This window comes from Bacillus gaemokensis (assembly GCF_001590835.1).
GTDB classification, from domain to species: domain Bacteria; phylum Bacillota; class Bacilli; order Bacillales; family Bacillaceae_G; genus Bacillus_A; species Bacillus_A gaemokensis.
Genome location: NZ_LTAQ01000034.1, coordinates 256,173 through 282,069, shown reverse-complemented (window position 1 = coordinate 282,069; position 25,897 = coordinate 256,173). Strand labels below are relative to the sequence as shown.

The following is a 25,897-nucleotide window of genomic DNA, read 5'->3' as shown; positions in this document are numbered from 1 at the left end:
AGGGCATAATGTGAAAAATTTATTAGAGACTAGGGATCTGTGTGTGTCATTTGGAAAACACCATGTTATTAAAAATGTGAACTTGACGATACAAAAAGGAAAACTTATTTCTATTATCGGACCAAATGGAGCAGGGAAGACAACGCTATTTAATTTGTTAAGTGGACAGATTTTTCCCACAAAAGGGGAGATTTATTTTAAAGGAAGAGACATTACAAAGTTATCGATTCCAGAGCGAACGCGCCTTGGGATGGGACGCTCTTTTCAGCTTACAAATATTTTTCCGGAACTAACAGTGATTGAAAATGTACGCTTAAGTGTACAGTCATTTGTTCAAGATTATTATAGTTTTTTTCCAAATTTATCTCGATTAAAGCAACAGATGGGAGAGGCAAGACGTCTTCTAAAGACGGTATTGCTTCACGAAAAAGAGGAAGTGCTAGCAAAAGATTTAGCGCATGGGGAAAAACGGAAATTAGAACTAGCTATGTTGTTAGCGTTAAAGACAGATGTATTACTATTAGATGAACCAACAGCAGGTATTTCTGTCGAGGAAGTTCCAGCTATTCTACAAGTAATAGAGAATATAAAGAAAAATCGTGAGAATACAATTGTACTCATTGAACACAAAATGGATATGGTTTTGGATTTGTCAGATCATCTTATTGTATTATTTCATGGTGAGCGATTGGCTGAAGGTTTACCGGAAGAAATTATGAAGGATGAACGTGTGCAAACTGCATATTTAGGAGGTTTGTATGGTGACACTATTAAAAGTGGATAATATAGAAACGTATTTAGATCAGTTTCATATTTTACAAGGTGTTTCCTTAGGGGTTGAGAAAGGGACAATCACAGTGTTGTTTGGAAGAAACGGGGCTGGAAAAACAACAACTTTACGTTCTATCATGGGATTTCATCGGATTTCTAATGGAGAGATTTATTATTGTGATAAGAAAGTAAATGGATTATCCACTCATCTGATTTCCCGAAAAGGAATGGGCTATGTACCAGAAAATCAAGGGATATTTCATGATTTAACGGTAGAAGAAACGTTTGCCCTCGCACAAACAAAAAAAGGAACAGAGACTACAGAAAAGATGGAATGGATGCTGGATTTATTTCCGGACTTAAAAGAATACTGGTATAAAAAGAGTGGACTATTGAGCGGAGGGCAAAAACAAATGTTGGCGATTTCAAGGGCATTCATTAATAGTGATGGATTGTTGCTTATTGATGAACCAAGTAAAGGATTGTCACCGATTATGATTGAAAAGTTAATGTTAGCAATTTTGAAAATGAAAGAGAAAACAACTGCCTTACTTGTAGAACAAAACTTTATGATGGCAAGCCAGATAGGTGATTATTTTTATATTATGGATAATGGGAAAATTGTGCATAACGGTCCAATGAATGAACTGAAAGAAGATAAGGAAACATGTCATAAGTATTTAGGGATTTCTTAACATTGATACGGAGGAGGCATAGAGCGTGGATGTGTTAGTTAACTTGTTTGTAAACGGAGTCTCGACAGGTATGCTTATTTTCTTATTAGCATCTGGACTTTCACTAATTTTTGGTTTAATGAGTGTGCTCAATTTTGCTCATGGTGGATTGTTTGCATGGGGAGCCTTTACAGGTGTTTGGTTATTTAATATGACCGGTAGTTATATCCTTGCATTAATTGGAGCAGTTGTGATGGGAATGTTTCTTGGTTTCGTTTTAGAGAGATTTCTCATTCGGCCTGTTTATGGAAACCATGTTCGTCAGCTTCTTGTGACACTTGGTGGAATGCTCGTACTTAGCGAATGTATAAAAGTATTTTGGGGACCGAATCCAATTGGAGCTAAATTACCAGTATGGTTGCAAGGGAGCTTTACATTTGATGGGATTATATTAATAAAGTATCGCCTATTTGTCATTATTGTTGGGGTACTTATCTATATTGGTTTGATGTTGTTACTACGTAAAACAAAAATTGGCCTTATGATTCGTGCCGGTGTAATGGATAAGGAGATGGTTCAAGCTCTTGGTATTAACGTAAAGGCTATATTTTCATTTGTCTTTTTATTAGGAGCTGGAATGGCGGCATTAGGTGGGTTTCTTCTTGCACCATATTCGGGCGTTATTTTTGCAGAGATGGGAATGCAGTATGCTATTTTAGCTTTTATTGTTGTCATTATTGGAGGATTAGGTAGTGTGCAAGGTTCAGCAATTGCATCTTTAATTGTTGGGTTGGCTGGAGCTTTTACGGCGTACTATATACCTGATTTATCACTCGCGATAAATATGCTAATGTTGTTATTCTTCTTAATAGTCAAGCCGACAGGGCTCGTTGGTGAAAAGGGGTGAAATGGTGAACAACACATTTAGTCGAGTAGGGGTGTATTTTGGGATAGCTGTATTGATTTGTTTAAGTGTATTCCCTTTCGTAAATGATTCCCGGAGCTTACTCATTTTGTTCACGCAAATTTTCATCTTTGCAATATTTGCGATGAGCTTTGATGTTCTTTTAGGATATACCGGTATTGTTTCATTTGGTCATTGTATGTTTTTTGGAATAGGTGCTTATTGTGTTGCACTCTTATTAGATCGACAAGAGGCGTCTATATCAAGTTTTTTAATCGGTATTGCGATAGCGGTTGTATTATCAGCGATAATTAGTTATATAATCGGCTTGCTCTCTTTACGATTAAAAAGTCATTTTTACGCCATGCTAACACTTGCTATTTCCCAGCTGTTCTTTGTACTTGCTGAAAAATGGCGAGCAGTCACCCATGGTGGAGATGGTTTTACATTCCGTGTACCCGATATGTTCCGTGACCGTTTTACATTTTACTATATTACATTAATATGCCTAGTCGTCATTTTTCTATTACTGCAACTCTTTACGAAATCTTCTATTGGAAAAGTTTTGAAGGCGATTTCGCAAAATGAACAACGTGTAGAAGCGCTTGGATATAAGGTTCTTCACTATAAAATAATTGCGAGTGTGGTAGCTGGAATAGTGGCAGCGATTAGTGGTGGATTGTTTGTTATCACATTGCGTTTTGTAAATACGACTGTCTTTTCAATTGAAATGACTTTAAATGCATTATTAATGACAATGATTGGCGGAGTTGGAACCTTAATAGGTGCAATTGCCGGTGCTGGGATTATCGAATCTTTAAAGTATTATTTATCAGAACTTGCCACGCAGTATCCAATCTTTGAGAGATGGACGATTTTCCTAGGATTATTGTATATTATTGTGTTATTAGGTTTCCCGACAGGCTTGGTTGGAACGGTTAAAAAAATAAGGAATATAACAAAAAAGAAGAAGGTAGAGAAAAGTAAGGAAATTGAGCATAGTGTATGATGCTTTTCAATAAAGTGAAACTTTAATTAGTGGGGGGTTTCTTCATCCACCACTAATTATTAGCCTTCACCAATCGGGCTTTTACGGGCAGTTTATCTCCCACCTAACTTCTTTGCTTTCGTCGAATTTTGAGGTGGGAGTATTACTGCCCGCAAATAGCGGGATAAAAGGAGGTTTGCGTTTTTATCCCAATAGTTCTGGAAAAAACCTACCTCAAGATGTAGAGAAAAGTGTGGAAGATAGGTGAGAGCTAACCATCGGTGGAGGAGAATCTTCCACTGATGGTTAGCTCTCATTTTATATTTACTTGCTATTTTATCAATTGAGTAGTAAAGTGATAGTGAGATTAGTGATGAGGAGGGGTTTGAAATGCGTGAAAATACGATAGGAACGTTAATCTGGCTACGCTTAATCCGTTTTACGAATCAAAGTAATCAGATGTCAAATGAATTTTTAAAACGCTTTGATTTAACGACTGCTCAATTCGATGTACTCATGCAAATTCGAATTTATCAGCCACTCACGCAAATGGAGTTAGCCGAAAAAGTTACGGTTACGCAAGGTGGTATTTCGCGTATGCTAGTACGTCTTGAAAAAGAAGGTTATATTGTACGTAAGCAAGATTGGAAAACGAAAATGATCAGCCTTACAGAGAAGGCTGAATGTATTTTAGAACAAGCATTGCCTGAACAACTTGCATTTCAATCATCATTTTTTGATGATGTATTAAATGAAGAAGAAAAAAACACACTATATACGCTGATGACGCGTGTTCATAAACATAGTGAAAAAAAAGAATTGCCGTCTGAGTAATTTTTTTACACTATCACTTGATTAGTCAAATGAAAAGAGGAGGAATAATAATGTATAAGATTCCTGGACATCACCATATTTCAATGATTACGAAGAATGCTCAAATGAATAATCAATTTTATCACAAAGTATTAGGGTTACGCCGCGTGAAAAAGACTGTTAATCAAGATAATCCTACTATGTATCACTTGTTTTATGGGGACTTAACAGGCAGCGCAGGCACAGAGTTGTCATTTTTTGAAATGCCTATGGCAGGAAGAACAACTCGTGGCACGAATGCAATCACACAAATCGGGTTACTTGTCCCATCATTTGAAAGTCTTGTATTTTGGAAAAAACGTTTTGAGCTATTAGATGTAAAGCATAGTGAAATTACAACATATGTTGGCCGAGATGCTTTACATTTTGAAGATCCAGAAGGCTTACGATTGGTTCTATTAAATAATAAAGGTGAAGAGGTTCCTGAATATTGGGCGGCGTGGGAAGACTCAGCTGTGGAGCAAACGCATCGCATTTTAGGAATGGGCACAGTCGAAATGACGGTGCGTAATTTAAACCAATTAGCAAAAACATTAAAAGATATGTTTGGTTATGTAGAAGTATCTCGCTCTGATAAAGAAGCAATTTATCAGGCTGTTAGTGGACAGTCATTTGGAGAAATTGTTGTGAAACAGGAAGAAGGACCGAATGAAAAGCCTGGGAGAGGAAGTATTCATCATTTAGCAATCCGTGTGAAAAACAAAGATGAATTGCGTTATTGGGATGAGGTTGTTAAAGAAAATAGGTTTTATTCAACGGGGATTGTAGATCGTTTTTACTTCCAAAGTTTATATTTCCGAGAATCAAATGGTATTTTATTTGAAATTGCAACAGATGGTCCTGGATTCACTGTGGATTCAACAGCCGAAGAGCTTGGCAAAGCGTTAGATTTACCTCCATTTTTAGAAGAACGACGTACAGAAATTGAAGCCAAGTTAGTACCGATTGATTAAAAAGGGGAGAATAGATATGGAACAATATCGTATAGATACAAGTAAAGGAATTGAATTTGGTTTATATTCGATTGGGGATCATATCCCAAATCCACATACAGGTTCAAAGATTAGTGCAGAGCAGCGTATTCAAGAATTAATTGAGGCGAGCAAGTTAGCTGACGAGGCAGGACTTGATGTATTTGCTGTCGGTGAAAGTCATCAAACGTACTTTACAACACAGGCGCATACAGTCATTTTAGGGGCAATCGCACAGGCAACAAAAAATATTAAAATTGCCAGTTCGGCAACGGTAATAAGTACATCGGATCCTGTTCGTGTGTATGAAGACTTTGCTACAATCGATTTAATTTCAAAAGGCCGAGCTGAAATTGTTGCTGGACGTGGTTCACGTGTAGGAGGATATAGTTTACTTGGTTATGATTTAAATGATTATGAAGAATTATTCGAAGAAAAAATGGAGCTTCTAATGAAGTTAAATAACGAAGAAAAAGTAACATGGAATGGTAAATTCCGTGCATCACTTAACAATGCATCCATCTTGCCACAGCCTAAAAATGGTCATATGCCGATTTGGCGTGCAGTAGGAGGTCCACCTGCTAGCGCGATTAAAGCTGGATATGCAGGTGTACCGATGATGCTAACAACACTCGGAGGTCCTGCTATTAATTTTAAGGTTTCGGTAGATGCGTACCGCGAAGCAGCAGAGCGCAGTGGTTTTGATCCAGCAACTTTACCAATTGCAACAACGAGTTTGTTTTATACAGCAGAAAATTCACAGGATGCACTTTATGAGTACTATCCACATATTAATTCTGGTATGCAGGCATTACGTGGTGGAGGCTATCCAAAAGGGCAATTTGAGCAAGCTACAGATTATCGTGATGCGTTAATGATTGGTAGTCCACAACAAATTATTGAAAAAATGCTCTATCAATATGAATTATATGGTCAACAGCGTTTTATGGCACAAATTGATTTTGGTGGCGTACCATTCGATAAGATTGCCAAAAACATTGAGTTGATTGCAACTGAAATTATGCCAGCTATTAAGAAACATACAGTGAAAAAATAAGAAGTAGTTAAGTGCCGTTTGTTGAGACGTATTCAGGCATTCGCGAGGTGAATGCCTGAGTATGATTTTTAATATTTAAAATTTAATACTCTAAATAAAAGCTGATGATGCAGGAGGATATTGCGTCATCAGCTTTTATTTATGTTTTGTTTTATAAAATCTTTTTTAGTAAGTGATTTGTAACATATCTTAACTTTTACTAACAATGTGAAGATGGAGTAAGTTTTATTTTTTAGAATTTGTGAAGTGTAATATTCTTAATTTGAATTTTAAAAATACATTTTTTCTTGACAAAATAGCATATGTTTTTTGAGTGGAGAAAAGGGACATTTTTTCATAGGAAAGTCAAGTGTAGAAAAGAATTTACTGTTTTTTCATCATTTAAAAAGTAGGCTATATGTTTAAAAATTACATTTCTATAATATAAAATTTCTATTTCAAAAAAATTACAAAAGACATATTTCAGACAAAATCCTGTCAAGAATACGTCAAAAATCATCTGAATTTATTATGTAAGTATATTATACAATTCGATTAACGAACAAAACACTGTGGAAATAGTGGGAAAGGTAAATCTCACGAAAAAAGCGTTTTTCTTTAATAGGTAAAAAAGACTGAAAATTTCTATTTTCCAATAATACATAAGTGATGCTATCTTTTCATATTTCCAATCAATCTATTTAAAAATATAAAGAATGTAAGAAGGAAGTGACTTTGATATGGAGACGCTCGAATTAGCACGAATTCAATTTGCATCCACGACGATTTTTCATTATTTTTTCGTTCCGTTGTCTATCGGTCTAGTGTTTATCATTGCATTAATGCAAACAATGTATGTGGTAAAGGGACAAGAAATTTATAAGAAGATGACGAAGTTTTGGGCGCATATATTCCTTGTTAACTTTGCAGTAGGAGTAGTAACAGGTATTTTACAAGAGTTTCAGTTTGGTATGAACTGGTCAACTTATTCACGCTTTGTCGGTGATGTCTTTGGGCCATCACTTGCAATTGAAGGGCTTTTAGCCTTTTTCATGGAATCTACATTTCTTGGTTTATGGGTATTCGGGTGGGATAAATTACCGAAACGAATTCACCTTTTATCCATTTGGCTTGTGTCACTTGGAACGATTTTATCTGCATTTTGGATTTTAACTGCAAGTGCATTTATGCATGCACCAGTAGGATATGAGATGGCAGATGGACGCGCACAAATGAATGACTTTTGGGCAATTATTCAAAATCCGCAATTATGGGTACAATTCCCGCATACGATTACGGCAGCCATGGCAACAGGGGCATTCTTTATTGCTGGTGTCAGCGCATGGAAAATTACGAAAAGACAAGAGACTGAGATGTTTAAAAAGTCTTTCCGAATCTCAATTATAGTTGGAACAATCGCAACAGCTCTTGTGTTGTTCTTTGGTCATGCACAAGCGCAACATTTAATTAAATCACAGCCAATGAAAATGGCGGCAGCTGAAGCATTATGGAATACGAGTGAAGACCCTGCACCATTTACAGCTGTGGCAAAAATTAATCCAGAAACAAAATCGAATTCGTTTGAAATTCAAATTCCATATATGTTGAGCTTGTTATCTTATGATAAATTTAGCGGTCAAGTAGAAGGGATGAACCAACTTCAAAAGCAGTATGAAGAAAAGTATGGACCTGGAGATTATATTCCTCCAGTACGTACAATGTTCTGGAGCTTCAGAGCAATGGTAATAAGTGGAACGTTTATGCTACTTTTAGGAGCATATGGATGGTTCTTGTCACGAAAGGATCGTTTAACAGAAAAACCGTGGTATTTAAAGTTAATGGTTTATGCAATCTCGCTTCCATTTATCGGAAATACAGTTGGTTGGATTATGACAGAAATGGGACGTCAGCCTTGGGTTGTATTTGGTGTTATGAAAACCGAAGATGCAGTATCACCGAATGTTACAGCAGGGGAAGTATTGTTCTCACTCATTTCATTCACAACAATGTATTTGATTTTAGGAGGAATTTGTATTTACTTATTTGTTCGTTTAATTCGAGAACATGCGAATAAGAAAAGCAAAAAGGATTATCAGAGCCATGATCCATTTGATAAGGAGGAAGAATATGTTGTCTCTTAATGAGTTATGGTTTCTTATTATCTCAACGTTATTTATTGGTTTCTTTGTGCTTGAAGGCTTTGACTTTGGCGTAGGGACAGTTGCGAAGTTTTTAGGAAGAAATGATTTAGAAAAACGTATATATATTAATACAATTGGACCATTTTGGGATGCAAATGAAGTGTGGCTTGTTACAGCTGGTGGTACGATGTTTGCAGCGTTCCCACATTGGTATGCAACACTCTTTAGTGGATTTTATATTCCATTTGTTTTTATGCTTCTTGCTTTAATTTTACGTGGGGTAGCGTTTGAATTCCGCGGGAAAGTGGAGAATGAAAAGTGGAAAAATATGTGGGACTGGGCCATTTTGATTGGTAGTTTTGTGCCACCTCTTCTTTGGGGCATTGCTATTACAAACTTTATGGTAGGTGTTCCTATTAATGAAAATAAAGATGTTGTAGGAGGATTCTTACAATTACTTCATCCGTTTGCCTTACTTGGAGGAGCGATGTTTGTTCTTTTATGCACAGTCCATGGTCTGCAATTTATTACACTGCGAACAACAGGTGAATTGCAAGAACGTGCACGTATTGTTGCGAAAAAGATGGCACCTATTACATTACTAGCACTTCTTGCTTTTGCATGTATGGGATTATGGAAAACAGATATTTTTGTTGTTCATGGTACGGCTTGGATTGCACTCCCTATAGGAGCATTTGTAGCACTCTTTGTATCTAGTATATTGAATAGAAAGAGACGCGATGGCTGGGCTTTCTTTATGACAAGTTTAACAATCATTTTGCTTAGTGCAAGTGTGTTTATTGGTATGTTCCCACGTGTCATGATTAGTACACTAGGAACAGCGAATGATTTAACAATTTATAATGCGGCATCAGGAGCTTATTCATTAAAGTTAATGAGTTATTTATCTCTTACAATTTTACCATTTGTATTAGGGAATCAAATATGGAGCTATTACGTATTTAGAAAACGTATTAAGCCTCAGGATCATTTGGAGTACTGATGAAAAGAAAAAGAGGACTCCCATCGTATCCTGGTAGCCGGTTTTTATATGTAGTATTAAGTTTTATTAGTATTTTGGAAGCGTGTAGTATCATTGGACAGGCGGTATTTTTATCACGTGCAATTACATTTTTATTTCAAGGAGCACAAGTACAAGAAGTGTTGAACGAAATTCTCTACTTTGGAATTTCATTCGCTGTAAGACAAATACTAGTTCATATGTCGCAGTTTTTCGTAGAACATTTTGCTGAAAAAACAGGATTAGCACTACGTAAACAATTAATAGAGGCATACTTTAATCTAGGACCAAAGTTTGTACAAGTGAACGGTACTGGTCATCTGGTGACCCTATCGATTGAAGGGATTGAAAAGTTAAAAACATATGTTGAGTTAACAATTCCTCGAATGATTCGCAGTTGTATCGTTCCAGCGCTTCTTGCCTTATATGTTTTTACACTTGATGTTACTTCAGCTGTAATTTTGGTTGTAACGATACCAATTGTTATTGTTTTTATGATTCTTCTAGGATTAGCGGCACAGAAAATGGCTGATAAGCAATATGACACATATCGCGTGTTATCAAATCATTTTGTAGATACGCTAAAAGGATTAGAAACATTGAAATATTTAGGGAAGAGCAAAGAGCATGAAGGTAAAATCGAAAAGGTGAGCAAAAGGTATAGAAAAGCAACCATTCGCACATTGCGAGTTGCTTTTCTTTCTTCTTTTGCACTGGATTTCTTTACGAGTTTATCAATTGCTTTTGTTGCAGTAGGACTTGGTATTCGCTTAATAGATGGATCTATTATTTTGTTACCTGCTCTTACAATTTTAATTTTAGCTCCGGAATATTTCTTGCCAATTCGTCAAGTCGGGGCAAATTATCACGCAACGTTAGATGGACAAATTGCGATGGAGCAAATTGAAGACATTTTGCAAAAACAAAAAAATATGCAAGCACAGGCTGTGGGTTCAAAGGTTGTATGGGATTCTTTTAGTAATATGGAATTAAGTAATATAACGGTATGTAATGATGAAGCGGAAAACGCAATGTTACAAGATGTTTGCTTTTCGTGGAAAGGTAATGGCGCAATTGGGATAATTGGTGAAAGTGGGGCCGGAAAATCAACATTTATCGATGTGCTAGCAGGTTTCCTTCAACCTGCACATGGCAGCATTATGATAAATGGAATAAAAATAGACTCATTGACACGTGAAGATTGGCTACAAAATATTGCCTATATTCCGCAACAGCCATACATTTTTCCAATTTCACTAAGAGATAACATTCGTTTTTATGAACCAGGTGCAACCGATGAAGAAGTAGAGAGAGTTATAGATGAAGTAGACCTTCGCTCGCTTGTTCAATCCTTGTCAAGTGGAATACACGAAAGAATTGGAGAAGGGGGACGTATGCTGAGTGGAGGGCAGGAACAACGCATTGCTATGGCACGTGCTCTTTTAAGTAAAAAGCCAATTATTTTATTAGACGAACCGACGGCTCATCTCGATATTGAAACAGAATTTGAGATAAAACAAGCAATGCTTCGTTTATTCAAAGGAAAGCTAGTTTTTCTTGCAACACATCGGCTTCATTGGATGAAACAAATGGATCATATTCTTGTATTAGAAAAAGGTAACGTTATAGAACGAGGGACATATGAAGAACTTTTTATACGGAAGGGAGGGAAATGAAATGAATAATTGGATTGGGCCCTATATAAAACAAAATAAAGGGAGAATGCTTCTAACTATTATTCTTGGAATTCTTGGAGTGAGTTCAGGTGCAATGCTTCTATTTATTTCTGGTTATTTAATTTCTAAATCCGCCCTTCGGCCAGAAAATATAATGGCTGTATATGTTCTGATTGTTGCAACGCGAGCTTTTAGTATAGGACAGGCTGTCTTTCATTATATAGAAAGACTAGTTGGTCATGATGTAGTTCTTCGTATATTAGAAAAAATGCGTACCAAATTATATAGAATTATAGAACCACAAGCTTTGTTTTTACGTTCTCGCTTTCAAACAGGAGATGTATTAGGGGTATTATCTGAGGATATTGAACATCTGCAAAATTTATACTTGCGTACAATCTTTCCTAGTATATTAGCTTTAGCGGTATATAGTATTTTTATTGCTGTCCTTGGGGCATTTGATTGGGCCTTTGCACTTATGGCTGGGAGTATGCTAGCTGTTATTGTTTTTTTTATTCCATTGCTATCGTTACTTTTAATGAGGCAGCACCATACTGTATTGAAGCAAGGTAGAAATCGTTTATACCAGCAATTAACGGATGCTGTATTTGGATTAGCTGATTGGCAAGCAAGTGGCCGAACAGCTGAATTTATAAAAGAATACTCAGAGAGAAATGTTGAGTTGTTAAAGATTGAAAAGAAGATAAAACGTTGGCATCATATTCGAGATGGAATCATCCACTTAACAGTTGGAGTTGTTGTGATTTCTATGATAATTTGGTCTGGAAAGCAGGCAGAAAGTGAACAAATTGCTCCAACAATTATTGCAGCGTTTGTTTTAATGACATTGTCAGTGACAAATGTACTTATACCTGTCTCAGATGCAATTGATCGAATTCCATCTTATATAGATTCTATAAGTCGGCTCAATCGTATAGAAAGTAACATGGTTCCATCGGACAAATATCAAGACAACTGTGTATACGAACAGAAAAACGGTATTGTACCAAAGAAAGTGGAGATTCAATTAGAACATGTATTCTATAACTATTCAGAAAGTACCGAATTGGTATTGAAAGATATATCAATTGAAATTCCAGCAGGAAAAAAGATAGCAATCTTAGGGAAAAGTGGAACAGGAAAATCCACTTTATTAAAGTTATTAACAGGAGCACTGAGTCCAATAAATGGCCAAGTGTTACTTGATAAGAAAAAGGCACATACTGATTTTCTATCAAAGTATATTTCTGTGTTAAATCAAAAACCACATTTGTTTGATACGACGATTGGGAATAACGTACGTATTGGTAGAACAGATGCAGACGATCAAGATATTTGGTCCGCTTTAGAACAAGCACAAATTGCTTCACATATTGCGTCTCTTCCTAATGGACTTCAGACGAAAATGCATGAAATGGGGAAGAGATTCTCTGGGGGAGAGCGACAAAGAATTGCTTTTGCGCGAACTCTTATTCAAGAAGCACCGATTATTGTACTTGATGAACCAACTATTGGTCTAGACCCTAAAACGGAAGCAGCTTTATTAGAAACGATGTTTACGGCAACGAAAGATAAAACTGTAATTTGGGTAACGCATCACCTTATAGGAATTGAGCACGTGGATGAAATTATTTTTCTTGAAGATGGTCAGATAACGATGCAAGGTAGTCACGAGCAACTTCTTGTAGAAAATGAGAAATATCGTAGACTTTATGAGATGGATAAAGGTATATAGGGGAGAATCTCGCTTGATTCTGATGTAAATGAGTGTTAATAGAATTATGGAAATGTTATCTTTGAATGACATGTTTTTCGGGTGTTTGAGTAGCTTCATCTTATGGTGAAGCTACTTTTTTTACAACTTGAAACAGTTCATTTCATTTCTTGTTTTCAATTCAATGTTTTTATGAAGGTATAGGGCGGTATTTTTGTTTCAAATTGAGAATGCTCTGCGTATAATACATATAATCGAGGAGGTATATATGATGCGTGATGAGTACAACATTATTATTTTGAGTGATAAATTTTCGGGAAGTATTATTCAAAATTTACTCGATAGAAAAAAATGCAAAACAATCGTAAACGTTGAATCTATTTCAGATTCGATTTTTTCAGACCCTGCATTTCACTATGTGATTGTTTGGGGAACTCATGCTGCAATGCTGTCAAACGTACTTATACAATCAGGAGTGGAGAGTACGAAAATTATTAATTTGACAGATTATATGTATGAATGGCAGAAGCGATTGTTTTCCATATATCAAATAAATCCAGACTTTATGAATGTATACACTGCAATGCAAAAGGTAAAAAGCAATCCTACCTACGAGTTATTTATTACAGGACTTTCTTACCCATATTGCGGTATAAATCCTGAGCTTCTTCAAAAAAAGTCAGTTAAATTAACACTTCCATCACAAGATTTATACTATGACTATTTAATAGCGAAACAACTTCTTTCTAATCCTCATGTATTTCAATATTGCATTATGGGTATTGGCTATTTTTCTTTTCATTTTGATTTATCCTTATCTTCTGAAGCACATCGTATTCACAATGTGTATTATCCTTTGTTTCAAGATGGGCATCATACACCAGTAGCAACGCCTTTGTCTACTCATGGATTATTACAATTGGATACCTCAGAGTTCCTTTCCTCTATTTTTATTATGAACTTCGAATATGCTTGTATAGAGAAACTTGGGTGTAGCGCACCAGAATTATCATGGTTACATGCTGAGTGGAATACAGCGCCTTTTCATATGTCAGTTGAAGAACACGGGAAAATAAGAGCACAGTCGCATTCTAAAATTTTTTATCCAAATACTTTGATTGAAAATAAAATGATCTTCAAGAAGTATCTCGATTTACTGATGCAATACAATATAAAACCAATTGTTGTTGTATTTCCTGTGACATCGTATTATGCTCGATCCCTTAATCCAAAGTTAAAAGAAGGGTTTTATAACGTTATAAATGAATTTCGAAATATGTATTCTTTCCAAGTTTTAGATTTATTTGATTCCTCATTGTTTGAAGACAGTGATTTTTATGATAGTGATCATATGAATAAAAAAGGAGCAGATAAGATGTCTGTGTTGCTGAACCAAATTATTAACTGGTAGAGGTTGTTGTATTTTTTAAATCGCAGACTAGCATAAAAGCATAAATACTCCATACAGATATATTAATGTGTTTTTAATAGATAACAGTTTGCGAAATTTTGTTTATTCAAAAAAATTAGTGATAAGAAAGTATATGAAGCTAATAAATAGAATGAGTAGAAATGGGGGAATGAAATGAAAGAACATGTAGAGAAAGATGGAGATAATATACATCTTCTTCCGTTGGTAAGTATATTGATTCCTACTTATAATCGTCCTTTATATTTTGAACAATCTTTACGTAGTGTTTTAAATCAAACTTATTCTAATATAGAGATTATTATTGGGGACGATAGTACAAATGATGAAACAGAGAAAATAATACAAAAATACTTGCCCTATTATCAAAATATCACTTATATAAAAAATACTCCGACTCTTGGACAATTTGAAAATGCAATTATGCTATTTGATAAGGCAAACGGTGAATACATCAATTATTTAATGGATGATGATCTATTTCATCTAAATAAAATTGAAAAAATGATGAAATATTATATAGATGATAAAGAAAATGATATTAAGCTTATTACATCACACCGTCAAGTGATTGACACACAGGGTGATCCTTTACCAGATGTTTATTCAACTATGCGTCTATTTGAAACCGATACGATTATGGATGGCACGCAGTTAGGAAATATAGTTATTATGAATCAACGTAATTATATAGGGGAGCCTACGACTGTATTATTTCGTAAAAAAGATTTAGATGAGCCTTATGGTACATTTGATAAACGAAGGTATTTATGTAATGTGGATGTGGCTTCTTGGTTACATTTGCTTGCTAAAGGAAAAGCCGTATATATTGCGGAGACACTCAGTTATTTTCGACTACACCCAGACCAACAACTGAATGAATCTAATAAACTAATAGAAGGTTTAGAAGATTTTTCTCATGGAATTATAGCTGGAGAAAAATACGGTTTTTTATCTTCTAAAGAAGACCTAGACACGGCGGTCACAAAATTTCTTGAATATGCTAGAACAATTGTATCGTCACCTGCGGTATATTCATTAGAATATTATCAAACGATTATGGCTAAGAAGCTATATATGGAGAAGGAAAAGCAGTATATAAATATAAACTCACACTTGCCAAAGGTTAGTATACTCATTCCTTCCTATAATAGACCCCATTATTTAGAAATAGCTCTTAGAAGTGCTTTGAATCAAACCTATGAAAATATCGAAATCATTATTTGTGATGACAGCACGAATGATGAGGTAAAATCCATGCTAGAGCCTTATTTAAAAGTATATGCCTGTATAACATATATGAAAAATGATGTTCCGTTAGTAGCTGAAAATTTCAACAAATGTATAGAATATTCTAAAGGGGAATATATAAATTTCTTAATGGATGATGATGTATTTCATCATGAAAAGATTGAGAGAATGATGAAATATTTTTTAGAACTTAAAAATATTTCCTTTGTAACCTCATATCGAGAACTTATAGATGAGAATGGGGAATTGTTGCCACCTTCTACACTGAATCCGAAAATGGCTACAGAAACCACACTCTTCGATGGAAAAGAATTAGGTAATTATATGCTGAAAAACTTGAAAAATGTAGTTGGAGAGCCTACGACAGTTCTATTTAATCGTAAGGTGTTTTATGGGAAATTTGGCTATTTTAAAGAGAAAGCATATTCAGCTATTAATGATATTGCAACATGGATAGATATGCTTAAAAAAGGGAATGCGGTTTATATTGAAGAACCACTAAGTTATTTTAGACAACACAGAGGCCAAAATCAAAAACAAACGAATTTCATCTTAATGACAATCGAGGAATGGATCAATTTAATTGATGGCGCCCGTGAATGTGGATTTTTAAGTTCTGAAAAAGATTATAAAGAAAGCTTATCATATTGCTTAGAAAATGCCGGATATATACTAAAGGAAACAGCGAGGCAAGGAGAACTAAGCTATATAAAAAACGAAAATATAAAAAGAGAATTATATAAATTAGTCACTCGTTTATTCAAGGATTATTTTGGCTATTGCCCTTATTGCAATCAAACGTTTGAAAGCTTTTCTCCTTGGCCAGTGGATTTTGATTTCCCAAAATATAGATTTGAAATGTGGAATAAAGATACTGGTATTTGTCCGGTATGCTACTCCATGGATAGAGAAAGACTTTATCGTATTTATATTGAAACAGAAACAGATTTATTGAGAGTAAATCATAAAATCCTTCACATTGCACCGGAAGCAAAGCTAAGAGAGTGGTTGAATCAGTATACAAATCTTACTTACATATGTGGGGATTTAACACCTAAGGATAAATACATGGAAGAAGTTGATGTTACAAAGATAGCGTATGAAAATGAAACTTTTAACGTTATTATTTGTAGCCATGTCTTGGAGCATGTTCCTGAGGATGAAAAAGCAATGGAAGAATTGTATAGAGTATTAAAGCCCGGGGGATGGGGAATTGTTCAAGTTCCAATAGTGATGAATATAGATTCTATCATAGAGGATTCATCTATTGTAACACCACAAATGAGAAAAGCAGTTTTTGGCCAAGAAGATCATGTGAGAATATATAATCAAGCTGGATTTATTCAACGTTTAAAGAATGCTGGATTTTACGTAGAACTATATAACATAGCTGAAAAACATGGAATAGAACAAGCTCGGAAATTAGGATTATCCGAAACAGATATGCTATATATCATTAGAAAATGATAGGAAGGAACAGTCGAATATGAAAAACATTCCTTTTTTACGTGCTTCAGTTGTAAACGCTAAAGAGTACATGAATGATCTAGAAAAAATTGATATGTCTCACATATACACTAATTATGGCCCTATCAATCAGCGTTTTGAAGAGTCCGTTATGTCAAAGTTTTTTCAAGGTAAAGGGGCTGTTACAACAGTAACGAATGCAACGTTAGGTTTGATGATGGCTATTCAATTGAAGAAAAAAAAACAGGGGAAATATGCACTTATGCCAAGTTTTACGTTTCCAGCTACTCCTTTAGCTGCCATTTGGTGCGGATTGGAACCGTATTTTATTGATATATCATTTGAAGATTGGTGTATGGATAAACGTGTGCTTTTCGATACAATTAATGAGCTGAAAGAGGAAGTTGCTGTTGTCATTCCATATGCAACATTTGGCTGTTGGATGGATTTAAAGGATTATGAAGAATTAGAACAGAAAGGAATTCCTGTTGTAGTGGATGCAGCGCCCGGATTTGGATTGATGAAAAAGGATCGGCATTACGGACAGGGATTTAGTGGAATGGTAGTGTATAGCTTTCATGCTACTAAACCATTTGGTATTGGAGAAGGTGGTATGATTTACAGTAACAACGAGGAAGACATAAAACAAATCAAAAGGATCGGGAACTTTGGATTTGATGAGCATCGTCAATGTAACATGCTCGGATTTAACTGTAAAATGTCAGAATATGCTGCTGCGGTTGCACTGGCCACTTTAAATAAATGGGACAATAAAGTTAAAGAACGTAATCAGATTGCCAAGTGGTATAAGCAGTATTTGCAAGAAACTAGATTGTTAGAGAAAGGCTGGGAGCTTCAGCGGACAGATGCAGTTATCCATCAGTTTATGCCTATCTTATGTCCAAAAGAAATTCATAACACAAATGTACTAGAAATATTAAAAGAACAACAAATTGAAGCTAGATCATATTTCTCACCATCCTGTCATCAGCAAGATTTCTTTCAAAAATATCAATCTACAAATTTATCAAAGACAAATACAATAGCAAAACGAATAATTAGCTTGCCTTTATGGGAAGGGATGACAAAAGAGGTAGTGCAAGAAATTGTACTGTGTTTACAACGGAAGGTGGTGCTTGAAGATTGAACAGTTTTTATAGCCAAAAAGAATTAGGAGAAATTGGATTTCAATCTGTTGGAAAAAATGTTCTTATTAGCAGGAAAGCAAGTATATATAATCCGAGTGTTATGACAATTGGAGATAACGTTAGAATCGATGATTTTTGCATCTTAAGTGGTAAGATTCAAATAGGTAATTACGTACATATATCTGCTTATACAGCGTTGTATGGAGGAGAAGTAGGTATTGAAATACAAAATTTTGCTAATATTTCAGCAAGAACATGTGTGTATGCTGTACTTGATGATTTTAGCGGCAATGTACTCATGGGCCCAACAATCCCTATCCAATATAAAAATGTTACGGCTGCAAAAGTCATTTTGAAGAAACATGCAATTGTTGGAGCGAATTGTATCATCTTTCCCAATGTTACTATAGGAGAAGGAACAGCAGTCGGTGCTATGAGTATGGTAAAAACGACGTTAGAAGATTGGTTTATTTATGTCGGAGTACCAGTGCGGAAAATTAAACCTCGTCAGAAAAAGTTATTAGAGCTTGAAACAGAGTTCTTGAAAAATAATAAATGACAATAAGTTTGTAGCGGTGAAAGATAAGATTGTGATATGGATAATATATCATCTTGTCGAGATTGAACAGATGGATAAAGGAATGTAAAATTGTACGTAATAAAAGCACGAATTCTTGATATTTCAAGGGTTGTGCTTTTTATTTGTTTTACAAATCTTTAAATGAGTACTCGTTATGACCAAAAAAAGAATGTACGTTTTGTTGAATGGAGAGTATTGAACTGTTTTAAGCGTGTTTAGAACTCATCATATAAAGGCAATACTGAGCCATATTAGGAATGTATGTGAAAGGATGATTGTATGTTTGAGGAAGATGGAATCGTTTTAATTATGGAACCTGTGGATGAAAGGAATCTGAGAAAATTCATCTTGACTGTACCTCAGTCAGTTTATAAGAAAAAAGAAATTCCCCTAAAATATGGAGCGGCTATAGGAGAAGGGTATACAAGTATTATTGAGGAAATTATCGGTGTACATATAGAATCAGAACTTGTAACAGTTGTAGGGTATGTGAGAAATTAGTTGTCTTTACAGGGGCGAAATAAAAAAGGTACTGTACAGTTTTAATAGAATATATAAGGTGAAGCGTTTGAAATGTTATGATTAAATACAGCTATTTGTATCATGAAAGTTGATAATAAACAATGGATTAGTAGGGATTTAGGAGGGATAAAGAAATGACAATAAAAAAAGCTTTGTTATTTTTATTTGTAATGGTAATTGGTTTAACGGGCTGTTCTATGATTGAAGAAGGTAAGAATTCAATTGATTATGCTCAAAAGGCAACAGACTATGTTAATGAAGTAAGTACGTTTGCAAATGAGGCGCCAGGGTTAGTGGAGAAAGCAATCAACGATAGTGCCGCTCGAAAAGAATTAGAGACTAAACTCGGAGAAATCCAAAAGGATATCCCAGCTTTTAATGAGTTGACGCCTCCAGATGTAGCAAAGGACATTCATCAGCAAATTGTTGGGTATAACGAAAAATTAAATGCATTAATTGATACAACTACAAAAAAGATAGAACAAGGAAAAATGGATGTAGAACAATTTAAAAACTCAGAGCTTATGCAGACAGTTCAACAAGTCCGTGATTTAAAAGATAAAGTTCAAAATTTAGGGCAGTAAGGATAGTATGAAAAAAAGTCCGTTATTTATAACGGACTTTTTTAACGTAAGGATACTATTGTATAGAATAAATGACAATCCCGATTATTATAATGATGTTACCGATAACTTTTCTTTTTGTTATTTTCTCTCCTAGGAAATACCAACCAAAGACTAAAATAATGACATAGCTAAGAGATTCCAATACAGGAGCTTGATTTAATGGAACACCTTTTAGTGCAATAACGTTTAGCCCAGCGTTAATTACAAATAAAGAATAGCCAATAATAACATAACGATTTACATATTCTTTCAATTTGGAGTCGTATTCTTGTAGAGTTGCTTTTTTTAATAAAATTTGTGAGTAATTTGCTAAAACAATCCCGAAAATATATAACAATACATAATTATTCATCTTTCGTCACCACCACAATCCCAAGCATAATGATAGCTGCACCGAGTAAATTGTTCCATTTTATCGTCTCACTCAAAAAGATGACGGACCATAACATGGACCATAATATGATAATTCCCCGTTGTGAATATGCTTTAGAAATTTCAAAGGGTTTAATTACCTGTTGCCAAAGAATAGCATAGCCAAATAAAATCACAACAAGTCCAAAGTAAGCGGCGAAAAACGCAATGGATGCGATAGGAAATTGAGCTGCCCATTTCATATAAAACAGGATGATAGAATATAGCAAGAAAGCTACATGTAAAAATACATAATTTTTAATAGTTGGTTTCATATATTCACTCTCTTTTAGATATAAATACATCAATTTGAAATAAATGTACTTCATCTATATTTTCTTATTACATAGAATGTGGATTGAAATCTTTTTTTCTAGTTTTGTAACGTGTATTCTTTGTTTATCTCTTCACATTCCAAGGTATATAATACCATGAGTGATGTTGTAAAACAATATAAGGAAACGAGAGGCTTTTCGTATAGAAGCCACTCGTTTCCTTATATTCATTATGTAATTTCATTATTAAAATAAAGGTATTCATAGGATCAGTGAATTTCAAATTTAGCTTTTCCATTGTTCGAGAATACGTATGTCCTTATTTGTTGCATCTATCTCTACTTGAACACCAATTGGCATAGTAATCATCGGGTGGGTGTGGCAACAATCAAAGTCTGCAAGAAAAGGAATATTACGCTCCTGTAGTACTTCTAATAATATTTCATATGGTTTTCGATTGGTACCACAATCATCAAATTGCTCGTGTTTTCCAAGAATGATTCCTGAAATTTTATCAAATACGCCATTAATTTTAAGGAATGAGAAACTTCTTTCAATGGTAGCAGCATCTTTGGAGCTATCTTCAATAAAGAGAATATCTCCTTCTTTAATATCAGGCATAAACGTGCTACCCCATATACCTTGTATTGTATTTAAGTTTCCACCAATTAGTCTTCCGGTTGCTTTTCCACCATTTACACAAACCCAATCGTTTTCTCTCAGCTCTTTTTCCTTTGTTTTTTCTTCCCAGTTTATAAATTCATCTGTCCAAAATAAAGGTTTATTTAGCTTATAAGGGATGTCTTGATCATCCATTAAAGCTTCTTTAAAGTATGTATAAGTAGAATCTACAAAAGGCTCAAATTCACCAAAGGAAGGGACAAGTGCTGGGCCGTAAAATGTAGTGATTCCTGTTTGGGCATATACCCCAAGTAAAAGTGCTGTAACATCTGAGTATCCAATCATAATTTTCGGATTTTCTTTAAATGCTCCGTAATCAATATAGGGTAAAAGAGAATTTGAATTCATTCCACCAATCGTTGACATGATGCATGTAACATCAGGGTTTCTAATCAATGTATTTAGTTCTTTAGCACGTTCCTGAATGCTTCCTGCACGATAAAAATCCTGTTTGCCTGTAAGCCAGCCTTCTAATATGTGGAATCCTTCATCTTGTAAGTATTTTTTAGCTCGACTAAATCTTTTAGGTGATGTATATGTTGCTGGTGAAGAGGGAGAGTATATGCCGATCGTATCTCCCTTTTTTAAGGTACTAGGTAGTATCATTGTATCAATCCTTTCTTAATAAAATAGAATGATTTTAAGTGATAATGAAATTTGAAAATTTTTATAATTAAATATTTTTTTGCAGTATAACATATTATTCGTAAATAATCTTGAAATAATAGTTAAAGTAGATTATGACTCTACTGTTTGACCTTGACGATGTAAAGGCATTGTTGGTATGGTTAAATTTGAAATGATAATAGGTAGAGCAAAAGGAGTTTTAGTGATGAAAAGGTTAGGGTGGGGAAGAGTAACAATACTATGTGCCATTATTTTAGGTATATGTTGGTTCTTTTTCCATGGGAGTATTTTAGAAAAGAAAGATACCAATGTTTCAAAAGTAAAAGGAAAAATGACAATAGATGGACCACCGCTACAAGTAGCAGAGTTACCAAAGATAGGGCTATCTGAAAAGGTAATCCCGCAAAAGTATATCCCAGTGGTTGAAGCGAAAGCAGCAATGATTATTGATGCGAGTGATGGACAAGTCATGTATCAAAATCATGAAGAAGATGTGCTTGCCCCGGCGAGTATGTCAAAGATGATGACAGCATATATCCTTTTGGAAAACATACATAAAGGAAAGGTTCATTGGGAAGATCAAGTGAAAATAAGTGATAAATCAGCGCAAACAGAAGGTGCTAGAATTCCGGTGCAAGTGGGGGATGTATTAACGGTTAAAGATTTATACCATGCGTTAATGATCCAATCTGCCAACAATTCTGCAGTTGCTTTAGCGGAACATATAGCGAAGACGGAACAAAATTTTGCCCAACTTATGAATCAAACAGCGAAACAACTGGAGTTATCAGAAGCAACCAAGTTTGCCAATGCTTCTGGATTGCAGGAAGTTGATGGAAGTGAAACGAAAATGACAGTAGCTGACGTAGCAAAGTTAGCGTATCATCTTGTAAAAGATTATCCAGAGATAATAGAAGTCACGCATTTACGTCAAAGTCAGTTAGCATTTAAAAATACGACTGTTACAAATACAAATGAAATGTTGAATCCAGCTAACCAAGGACTTTATATAGAAGGAATGGATGGACTGAAAACAGGTTTCACTGATAGTGCGGGTTATTGCTTTACGGGGACTGCCAAACAAGGTGACAAACGACTCGTAACGGTTGTTATGGGTACGAAAAGCAAAATGAAACGTTTTACAGAAACGAATAAATTAATGTCCTATGGCTTTCAGATTGTTAAGTAAGTGAAGAGTATATTTGCTTTATCGTATGAAGGGAAACAGTTTGTTTGATACTCGAATTGAGTGGAAAATAGGCTGTTTTTTAATTTTAGAGGAATATAAAAAGTATTAAAAACAAATATTAAAAAAGTATGAGTGCTATTATTTGAACTTGTTTTAATTTGTAGATACAATAAATGTATAAACTTATTATTAATAAGTTGGAGGCGGAATATACCATAATACATATGAGCAAGCCTCAAAATAAAAATTGGAGGGAATTAGTATGGCAAAAGATTTTTACACAGCAATTGAAGACAGAAGATCAATTTATGCAATTAGTAAAGAGCAAGTTGTTTCTGATGAGAAAATTCAAGAAGTCGTGAATCATGCCGTAAAATATACACCTTCATCTTTTAATTCCCAAAGTGCAAGGGTTGTTGTTTTATTAGGTGAGCAACATGACAAACTATGGGATATTACAAAAGAAACGTTACGAAAAATTGTACCTGAAAATAATTTTGGACCAACTGAAGAAAAAATGAATGCATTTAAAAGTGGTTATGGAACAGTTTTATACTTTGAAGACAGTAAAGTAGTTGAAGATCTTCAAGAAAAATTTGCATTATATAAAGATAATTTCCCAACTTGGTCTCAGCAATCATCAGGAATGCTGCAATTTGCGATTTGGACAGCATTAGAAATTGAAGGATTTGGCGCAACATTGCAACATTATAACCCATTAATTGATGACGAAGTGAAAAAAGAATGGGATATTCCAGAAAGCTGGGAATTAATCGCCCAAATGCCATTTGGTAAACCAGTTGCACCGGCAGGAGAAAAAGAATTCCAGCCGTTAGAAACTCGTGTGAAATTTCATAAATAAGAAAATAAAAAGGATTACCGATACTGGTAATCCTTTTTTGTTGTGTTGCAAATAATGTTTATAATTTGTAAAGGTCATTTTGTTTTACATGATCTATTTGTTTATGAATCGTATTTTTTAAACCGATCTTTTTTCTTTCGATAACTGGAACTTTTTTGAATGTTAATAAAGATAGCAGGCGTATACATGTGTAGTAAATTTCAATATGGTGTTTGGAACTATTATCAATAATGTGCTCCATAGATAAAAATAAACCTCCTAGTATTTCGATATACAGTAGTTATTTTATCATTTTCAGGCTATATATTCCATTTTTGATTAGAAGATTCCTAAATAATCTCCAATATTTTTTCCGATGAGAAGTAGCGTTACAAAAATAAATAATACTCGTACATAAGAGACGCCCTTTTTTATAGCGAAATTTGATCCAACAAAAGCCCCAAGAATCATTGCAACTCCCATCGAAAGTCCATATGCGAAATTGACAACGTCTAAATAGAGAAAAATAATAAGTGCAGCGATGTTACTTCCAAAGTTTAAAATCTTTGCATTTCCTGCTGATTGAATGAAGTTAAATCCAATAATTAAAAAGGTAAATAATAAAAATGATCCTGTTCCCGCACCGAAGAAACCATCATAAAATCCAATGATAAAAATGACAAAAGAAAAGAGAATTCCTTTTTTTACAGTCATCCCGCCATACGTTGCTTCTTTTCCCCAATCTTTTTTCATTATCGTATAAATCGCAACAACAATTAATAGTACAAGTACTAACGGTTTTAATATTTCAGATGAAATATGTTTGACCACAAATGCGCCAAGTATAGATCCGATAAAAGTCAAAGGAAATAACTTAGAGACCAATTTGAAATTTACATTTCCAGATCGAATAAATGAAATGGTACTCATAAGTGCTCCCATTGAACTTGCTAGTTTGTTAGTTGCGATAGCTGTTGAGGGTGGGAGTCCAGTGAACAACAAAGCTGGTATAGAAATTAATCCACCGCCACCTACTACAGAATCAATAAATGAAGCTAAAAAACCTGCAATAATTAAAAACAGCATTGTATAGAGATTGATGTCTTCCATATGTATTTCCCCCATCCAAAATAAATATTAGTCACTACTAAAATAGTACCTATTGATTTGCTTAATGTAAATGAAAATTTCAATAATTTAGTTGTAATGTTTACTGCATCTATTTTTATGGTTACTATTAAAGTAATGACTACTGTAAATATTGCAGAAAGAATTACACATATGGGAGGCTTACAATGGACGATTTACTACACAAAATTCAAATGCTTGGCTTAAATCAATATGAAACAAAGGCATATGTTTCATTAGTTCAACAGGGAGCTTCTAGCGCCTATCAAGTTAGTAAAAATTCTGGAGTCCCTCGTGCGCGTATATATGAAATATTGAATGCTCTTGAACAAAAAGGCATTGTAATGAAGGAAGAAATAAATGAAGCAGTGCAATATTCGCCTTTACCTGTAGAGGTGTTTTTAGAAACGGTAAGAGAGAACTGGGAAGAGACATACACATATGTAGAAAAAGAGTTAAAAGAATTTGAGAAAAAAGAACCGGAAGCTGATCCAAGAGTAACCACTTTAAAAGGGGAGGAAAATATATTAGCTTTTTGTAGAATATTAATTCGAAGAGCACAGAAAAAGGTTGTTTTATCAATCTGGGATACGATGTATGAAAAGCTTATAGTGGATTTAAAGGAAAAAGACAAGGAATGCAGTTTAAAAGGTATTGTCTTTCAAGTTGAAAATCCGTTAAAAGGATTAGAAGTTCATCGGAAAACAAGTTATGTTGATGATATTGGAAGTCATAATTGGTTTATCTTATCAATTGATGGAAAAGAAATGATATATGGTCATTCAATCGAACAAAAAGGAAATGCTTTTTATACAGATGATCCTGTTCATATATATTTACTAGAGAATTATATATGGCACGATATTTTAGTAAACCGCTTAGTTGGGGATAGTGAACAGAATATGGATTCTTGGATTGCCCCTGAACGTGATAAATTCTTTTTCGTATAATTT

25 protein-coding genes are annotated in these 25,897 nt (G+C 34.5%); 20 read left to right on the top strand and 5 right to left on the bottom strand.

Annotation, left to right across the window (positions count from 1 at the left end; translation table 11 throughout):
• Positions 1–10: 10 nt before the first annotated feature.
• The 17 genes from AZF08_RS20775 to AZF08_RS20695 all read left to right on the top strand — a co-directional run bounded on the left by AZF08_RS20775 (position 11) and on the right by AZF08_RS20695 (position 19,750).
• On the top strand, positions 11–784 hold the full coding sequence (locus AZF08_RS20775; protein WP_033674753.1) for an ABC transporter ATP-binding protein: 774 nt from the start codon (positions 11–13) through the stop codon (positions 782–784).
• A complete protein-coding gene (locus tag AZF08_RS20770; protein WP_033674831.1) occupies positions 762–1,466 on the top strand; it encodes a branched-chain amino acid ABC transporter ATP-binding protein in 705 nt (234 codons plus the stop codon). Before AZF08_RS20775 ends, AZF08_RS20770 begins: the two co-directional genes overlap by 23 nt.
• Before the next feature lie 25 nt (positions 1,467–1,491).
• Positions 1,492–2,352: a branched-chain amino acid ABC transporter permease gene (locus AZF08_RS20765; protein ID WP_033674754.1), complete on the top strand. Its 861-nt coding sequence runs from the start codon at positions 1,492–1,494 to the stop codon at positions 2,350–2,352.
• Between the two features lies 1 nt (position 2,353).
• The gene (locus AZF08_RS20760) at positions 2,354–3,358 is read left to right on the top strand and encodes a branched-chain amino acid ABC transporter permease (protein WP_051725748.1); all 1,005 of its coding nucleotides are present in this window, start codon (positions 2,354–2,356) and stop codon (positions 3,356–3,358) included.
• Between the two features lie 369 nt (positions 3,359–3,727).
• Positions 3,728–4,171: a MarR family winged helix-turn-helix transcriptional regulator gene (locus tag AZF08_RS20755; protein WP_033674755.1), complete on the top strand. Its 444-nt coding sequence runs from the start codon at positions 3,728–3,730 to the stop codon at positions 4,169–4,171.
• A gap of 50 nt (positions 4,172–4,221) precedes the next feature.
• Positions 4,222–5,163 carry a ring-cleaving dioxygenase gene (locus AZF08_RS20750; protein WP_033674756.1) on the top strand — a complete coding sequence of 314 codons (942 nt, stop codon included), beginning with the start codon at positions 4,222–4,224 and terminating at the stop codon, positions 5,161–5,163.
• Between the two features lie 16 nt (positions 5,164–5,179).
• Positions 5,180–6,238: an LLM class flavin-dependent oxidoreductase gene (locus tag AZF08_RS20745; protein WP_033674757.1), complete on the top strand. Its 1,059-nt coding sequence runs from the start codon at positions 5,180–5,182 to the stop codon at positions 6,236–6,238.
• A gap of 719 nt (positions 6,239–6,957) precedes the next feature.
• Complete coding sequence (locus AZF08_RS20740) at positions 6,958–8,358, top strand: cytochrome ubiquinol oxidase subunit I (RefSeq protein ID WP_033674758.1); 1,401 nt, start codon at positions 6,958–6,960, stop codon at positions 8,356–8,358.
• A complete protein-coding gene (gene cydB / locus AZF08_RS20735; RefSeq protein ID WP_033674759.1) occupies positions 8,345–9,361 on the top strand; it encodes a cytochrome d ubiquinol oxidase subunit II in 1,017 nt (338 codons plus the stop codon). The genes AZF08_RS20740 and cydB overlap by 14 nt, the downstream gene beginning before the upstream one ends.
• Positions 9,361–11,055, top strand: a complete 1,695-nt coding sequence (gene cydD / locus AZF08_RS20730) for a thiol reductant ABC exporter subunit CydD (protein ID WP_033674760.1) — start codon at positions 9,361–9,363, stop codon at positions 11,053–11,055. The genes cydB and cydD overlap by 1 nt, the downstream gene beginning before the upstream one ends.
• A gap of 1 nt (position 11,056) precedes the next feature.
• Positions 11,057–12,790 (top strand): thiol reductant ABC exporter subunit CydC, encoded by a 1,734-nt coding sequence (gene cydC, locus AZF08_RS20725; protein ID WP_033674761.1) that lies wholly within the window; start codon positions 11,057–11,059, stop codon positions 12,788–12,790.
• A gap of 250 nt (positions 12,791–13,040) precedes the next feature.
• Positions 13,041–14,180 (top strand): hypothetical protein, encoded by a 1,140-nt coding sequence (locus AZF08_RS20720; protein WP_033674762.1) that lies wholly within the window; start codon positions 13,041–13,043, stop codon positions 14,178–14,180.
• Positions 14,181–14,354: 174 nt separating this feature from the next.
• The gene (locus AZF08_RS20715) at positions 14,355–16,916 is read left to right on the top strand and encodes a glycosyltransferase (protein WP_033674763.1); all 2,562 of its coding nucleotides are present in this window, start codon (positions 14,355–14,357) and stop codon (positions 16,914–16,916) included.
• A 19-nt stretch (positions 16,917–16,935) separates the two neighbouring features.
• The gene (locus AZF08_RS20710; protein ID WP_033674764.1) at positions 16,936–18,063 is read left to right on the top strand and encodes an aminotransferase class I/II-fold pyridoxal phosphate-dependent enzyme; all 1,128 of its coding nucleotides are present in this window, start codon (positions 16,936–16,938) and stop codon (positions 18,061–18,063) included.
• The gene (locus AZF08_RS20705) at positions 18,060–18,623 is read left to right on the top strand and encodes an acyltransferase (protein WP_033674765.1); all 564 of its coding nucleotides are present in this window, start codon (positions 18,060–18,062) and stop codon (positions 18,621–18,623) included. Before AZF08_RS20710 ends, AZF08_RS20705 begins: the two co-directional genes overlap by 4 nt.
• Before the next feature lie 300 nt (positions 18,624–18,923).
• Complete coding sequence (locus AZF08_RS20700; RefSeq protein ID WP_033674766.1) at positions 18,924–19,145, top strand: hypothetical protein; 222 nt, start codon at positions 18,924–18,926, stop codon at positions 19,143–19,145.
• Between the two features lie 155 nt (positions 19,146–19,300).
• A complete protein-coding gene (locus AZF08_RS20695) occupies positions 19,301–19,750 on the top strand; it encodes a DUF6376 family protein (RefSeq protein WP_033674767.1) in 450 nt (149 codons plus the stop codon).
• A 55-nt stretch (positions 19,751–19,805) separates the two neighbouring features.
• On the opposite strand, the gene AZF08_RS20690 is transcribed toward AZF08_RS20695, so the two are convergent.
• From AZF08_RS20690 to AZF08_RS20680, 3 genes are all read right to left on the bottom strand, one after another.
• Positions 19,806–20,144 (bottom strand): EamA family transporter, encoded by a 339-nt coding sequence (locus tag AZF08_RS20690; protein WP_033674768.1) that lies wholly within the window; start codon positions 20,142–20,144, stop codon positions 19,806–19,808.
• Positions 20,137–20,478, bottom strand: a complete 342-nt coding sequence (locus AZF08_RS20685; protein WP_033674769.1) for an EamA family transporter — start codon at positions 20,476–20,478, stop codon at positions 20,137–20,139. The genes AZF08_RS20690 and AZF08_RS20685 overlap by 8 nt, the downstream gene beginning before the upstream one ends.
• 285 nt (positions 20,479–20,763) lie before the next feature.
• Positions 20,764–21,765 (bottom strand): S66 family peptidase, encoded by a 1,002-nt coding sequence (locus tag AZF08_RS20680; RefSeq protein ID WP_033674770.1) that lies wholly within the window; start codon positions 21,763–21,765, stop codon positions 20,764–20,766.
• Between the two features lie 226 nt (positions 21,766–21,991).
• Here AZF08_RS20680 and AZF08_RS20675 point away from each other — a divergent pair, with 226 nt between their 5' ends.
• Together AZF08_RS20675 and AZF08_RS20670 are read left to right on the top strand one after the other, a co-directional pair.
• Complete coding sequence (locus tag AZF08_RS20675) at positions 21,992–22,975, top strand: D-alanyl-D-alanine carboxypeptidase family protein (protein ID WP_033674771.1); 984 nt, start codon at positions 21,992–21,994, stop codon at positions 22,973–22,975.
• Between the two features lie 262 nt (positions 22,976–23,237).
• Positions 23,238–23,837, top strand: a complete 600-nt coding sequence (locus AZF08_RS20670) for a nitroreductase family protein (RefSeq protein ID WP_033674772.1) — start codon at positions 23,238–23,240, stop codon at positions 23,835–23,837.
• A 58-nt stretch (positions 23,838–23,895) separates the two neighbouring features.
• On the opposite strand, the gene AZF08_RS20665 is transcribed toward AZF08_RS20670, so the two are convergent.
• Together AZF08_RS20665 and AZF08_RS20660 are read right to left on the bottom strand one after the other, a co-directional pair.
• A complete protein-coding gene (locus AZF08_RS20665) occupies positions 23,896–24,078 on the bottom strand; it encodes a hypothetical protein (RefSeq protein ID WP_033674773.1) in 183 nt (60 codons plus the stop codon).
• Positions 24,079–24,155: 77 nt separating this feature from the next.
• Positions 24,156–24,926, bottom strand: a complete 771-nt coding sequence (locus AZF08_RS20660; RefSeq protein WP_033674774.1) for a TSUP family transporter — start codon at positions 24,924–24,926, stop codon at positions 24,156–24,158.
• A gap of 185 nt (positions 24,927–25,111) precedes the next feature.
• Here AZF08_RS20660 and AZF08_RS20655 point away from each other — a divergent pair, with 185 nt between their 5' ends.
• Positions 25,112–25,894 (top strand): TrmB family transcriptional regulator, encoded by a 783-nt coding sequence (locus AZF08_RS20655; RefSeq protein WP_033674775.1) that lies wholly within the window; start codon positions 25,112–25,114, stop codon positions 25,892–25,894.
• Positions 25,895–25,897: the final 3 nt, after the last annotated feature.

Excerpts from the sequence above, each read along its gene's own strand:
- cydB (WP_033674759.1), top strand. The coding sequence starts at position 8,345 with ATGTTGTCTCTTAATGAGTTATGGTTTCTTATTATCTCAACGTTATTT.
- cydC (WP_033674761.1), top strand. The coding sequence starts at position 11,057 with ATGAATAATTGGATTGGGCCCTATATAAAACAAAATAAAGGGAGAATG.
- AZF08_RS20670 (WP_033674772.1), top strand. The coding sequence starts at position 23,238 with ATGGCAAAAGATTTTTACACAGCAATTGAAGACAGAAGATCAATTTAT.
- AZF08_RS20655 (WP_033674775.1), top strand. The coding sequence starts at position 25,112 with ATGGACGATTTACTACACAAAATTCAAATGCTTGGCTTAAATCAATAT.
- AZF08_RS20685 (WP_033674769.1), bottom strand. The coding sequence starts at position 20,478 with ATGAAACCAACTATTAAAAATTATGTATTTTTACATGTAGCTTTCTTG.
- AZF08_RS20675 (WP_033674771.1), top strand. The coding sequence starts at position 21,992 with ATGAAAAGGTTAGGGTGGGGAAGAGTAACAATACTATGTGCCATTATT.
- AZF08_RS20695 (WP_033674767.1), top strand. The coding sequence starts at position 19,301 with ATGACAATAAAAAAAGCTTTGTTATTTTTATTTGTAATGGTAATTGGT.
- AZF08_RS20660 (WP_033674774.1), bottom strand. The coding sequence starts at position 24,926 with ATGGAAGACATCAATCTCTATACAATGCTGTTTTTAATTATTGCAGGT.
- AZF08_RS20720 (WP_033674762.1), top strand. The coding sequence starts at position 13,041 with ATGCGTGATGAGTACAACATTATTATTTTGAGTGATAAATTTTCGGGA.
- cydD (WP_033674760.1), top strand. The coding sequence starts at position 9,361 with ATGAAAAGAAAAAGAGGACTCCCATCGTATCCTGGTAGCCGGTTTTTA.
- AZF08_RS20700 (WP_033674766.1), top strand. The coding sequence starts at position 18,924 with ATGTTTGAGGAAGATGGAATCGTTTTAATTATGGAACCTGTGGATGAA.
- AZF08_RS20665 (WP_033674773.1), bottom strand. The coding sequence starts at position 24,078 with ATGGAGCACATTATTGATAATAGTTCCAAACACCATATTGAAATTTAC.
- AZF08_RS20715 (WP_033674763.1), top strand. The coding sequence starts at position 14,355 with ATGAAAGAACATGTAGAGAAAGATGGAGATAATATACATCTTCTTCCG.
- AZF08_RS20740 (WP_033674758.1), top strand. The coding sequence starts at position 6,958 with ATGGAGACGCTCGAATTAGCACGAATTCAATTTGCATCCACGACGATT.
- AZF08_RS20710 (WP_033674764.1), top strand. The coding sequence starts at position 16,936 with ATGAAAAACATTCCTTTTTTACGTGCTTCAGTTGTAAACGCTAAAGAG.
- AZF08_RS20755 (WP_033674755.1), top strand. The coding sequence starts at position 3,728 with ATGCGTGAAAATACGATAGGAACGTTAATCTGGCTACGCTTAATCCGT.
- AZF08_RS20760 (WP_051725748.1), top strand. The coding sequence starts at position 2,354 with ATGGTGAACAACACATTTAGTCGAGTAGGGGTGTATTTTGGGATAGCT.
- AZF08_RS20680 (WP_033674770.1), bottom strand. The coding sequence starts at position 21,765 with ATGATACTACCTAGTACCTTAAAAAAGGGAGATACGATCGGCATATAC.
- AZF08_RS20750 (WP_033674756.1), top strand. The coding sequence starts at position 4,222 with ATGTATAAGATTCCTGGACATCACCATATTTCAATGATTACGAAGAAT.
- AZF08_RS20745 (WP_033674757.1), top strand. The coding sequence starts at position 5,180 with ATGGAACAATATCGTATAGATACAAGTAAAGGAATTGAATTTGGTTTA.
- AZF08_RS20690 (WP_033674768.1), bottom strand. The coding sequence starts at position 20,144 with ATGAATAATTATGTATTGTTATATATTTTCGGGATTGTTTTAGCAAAT.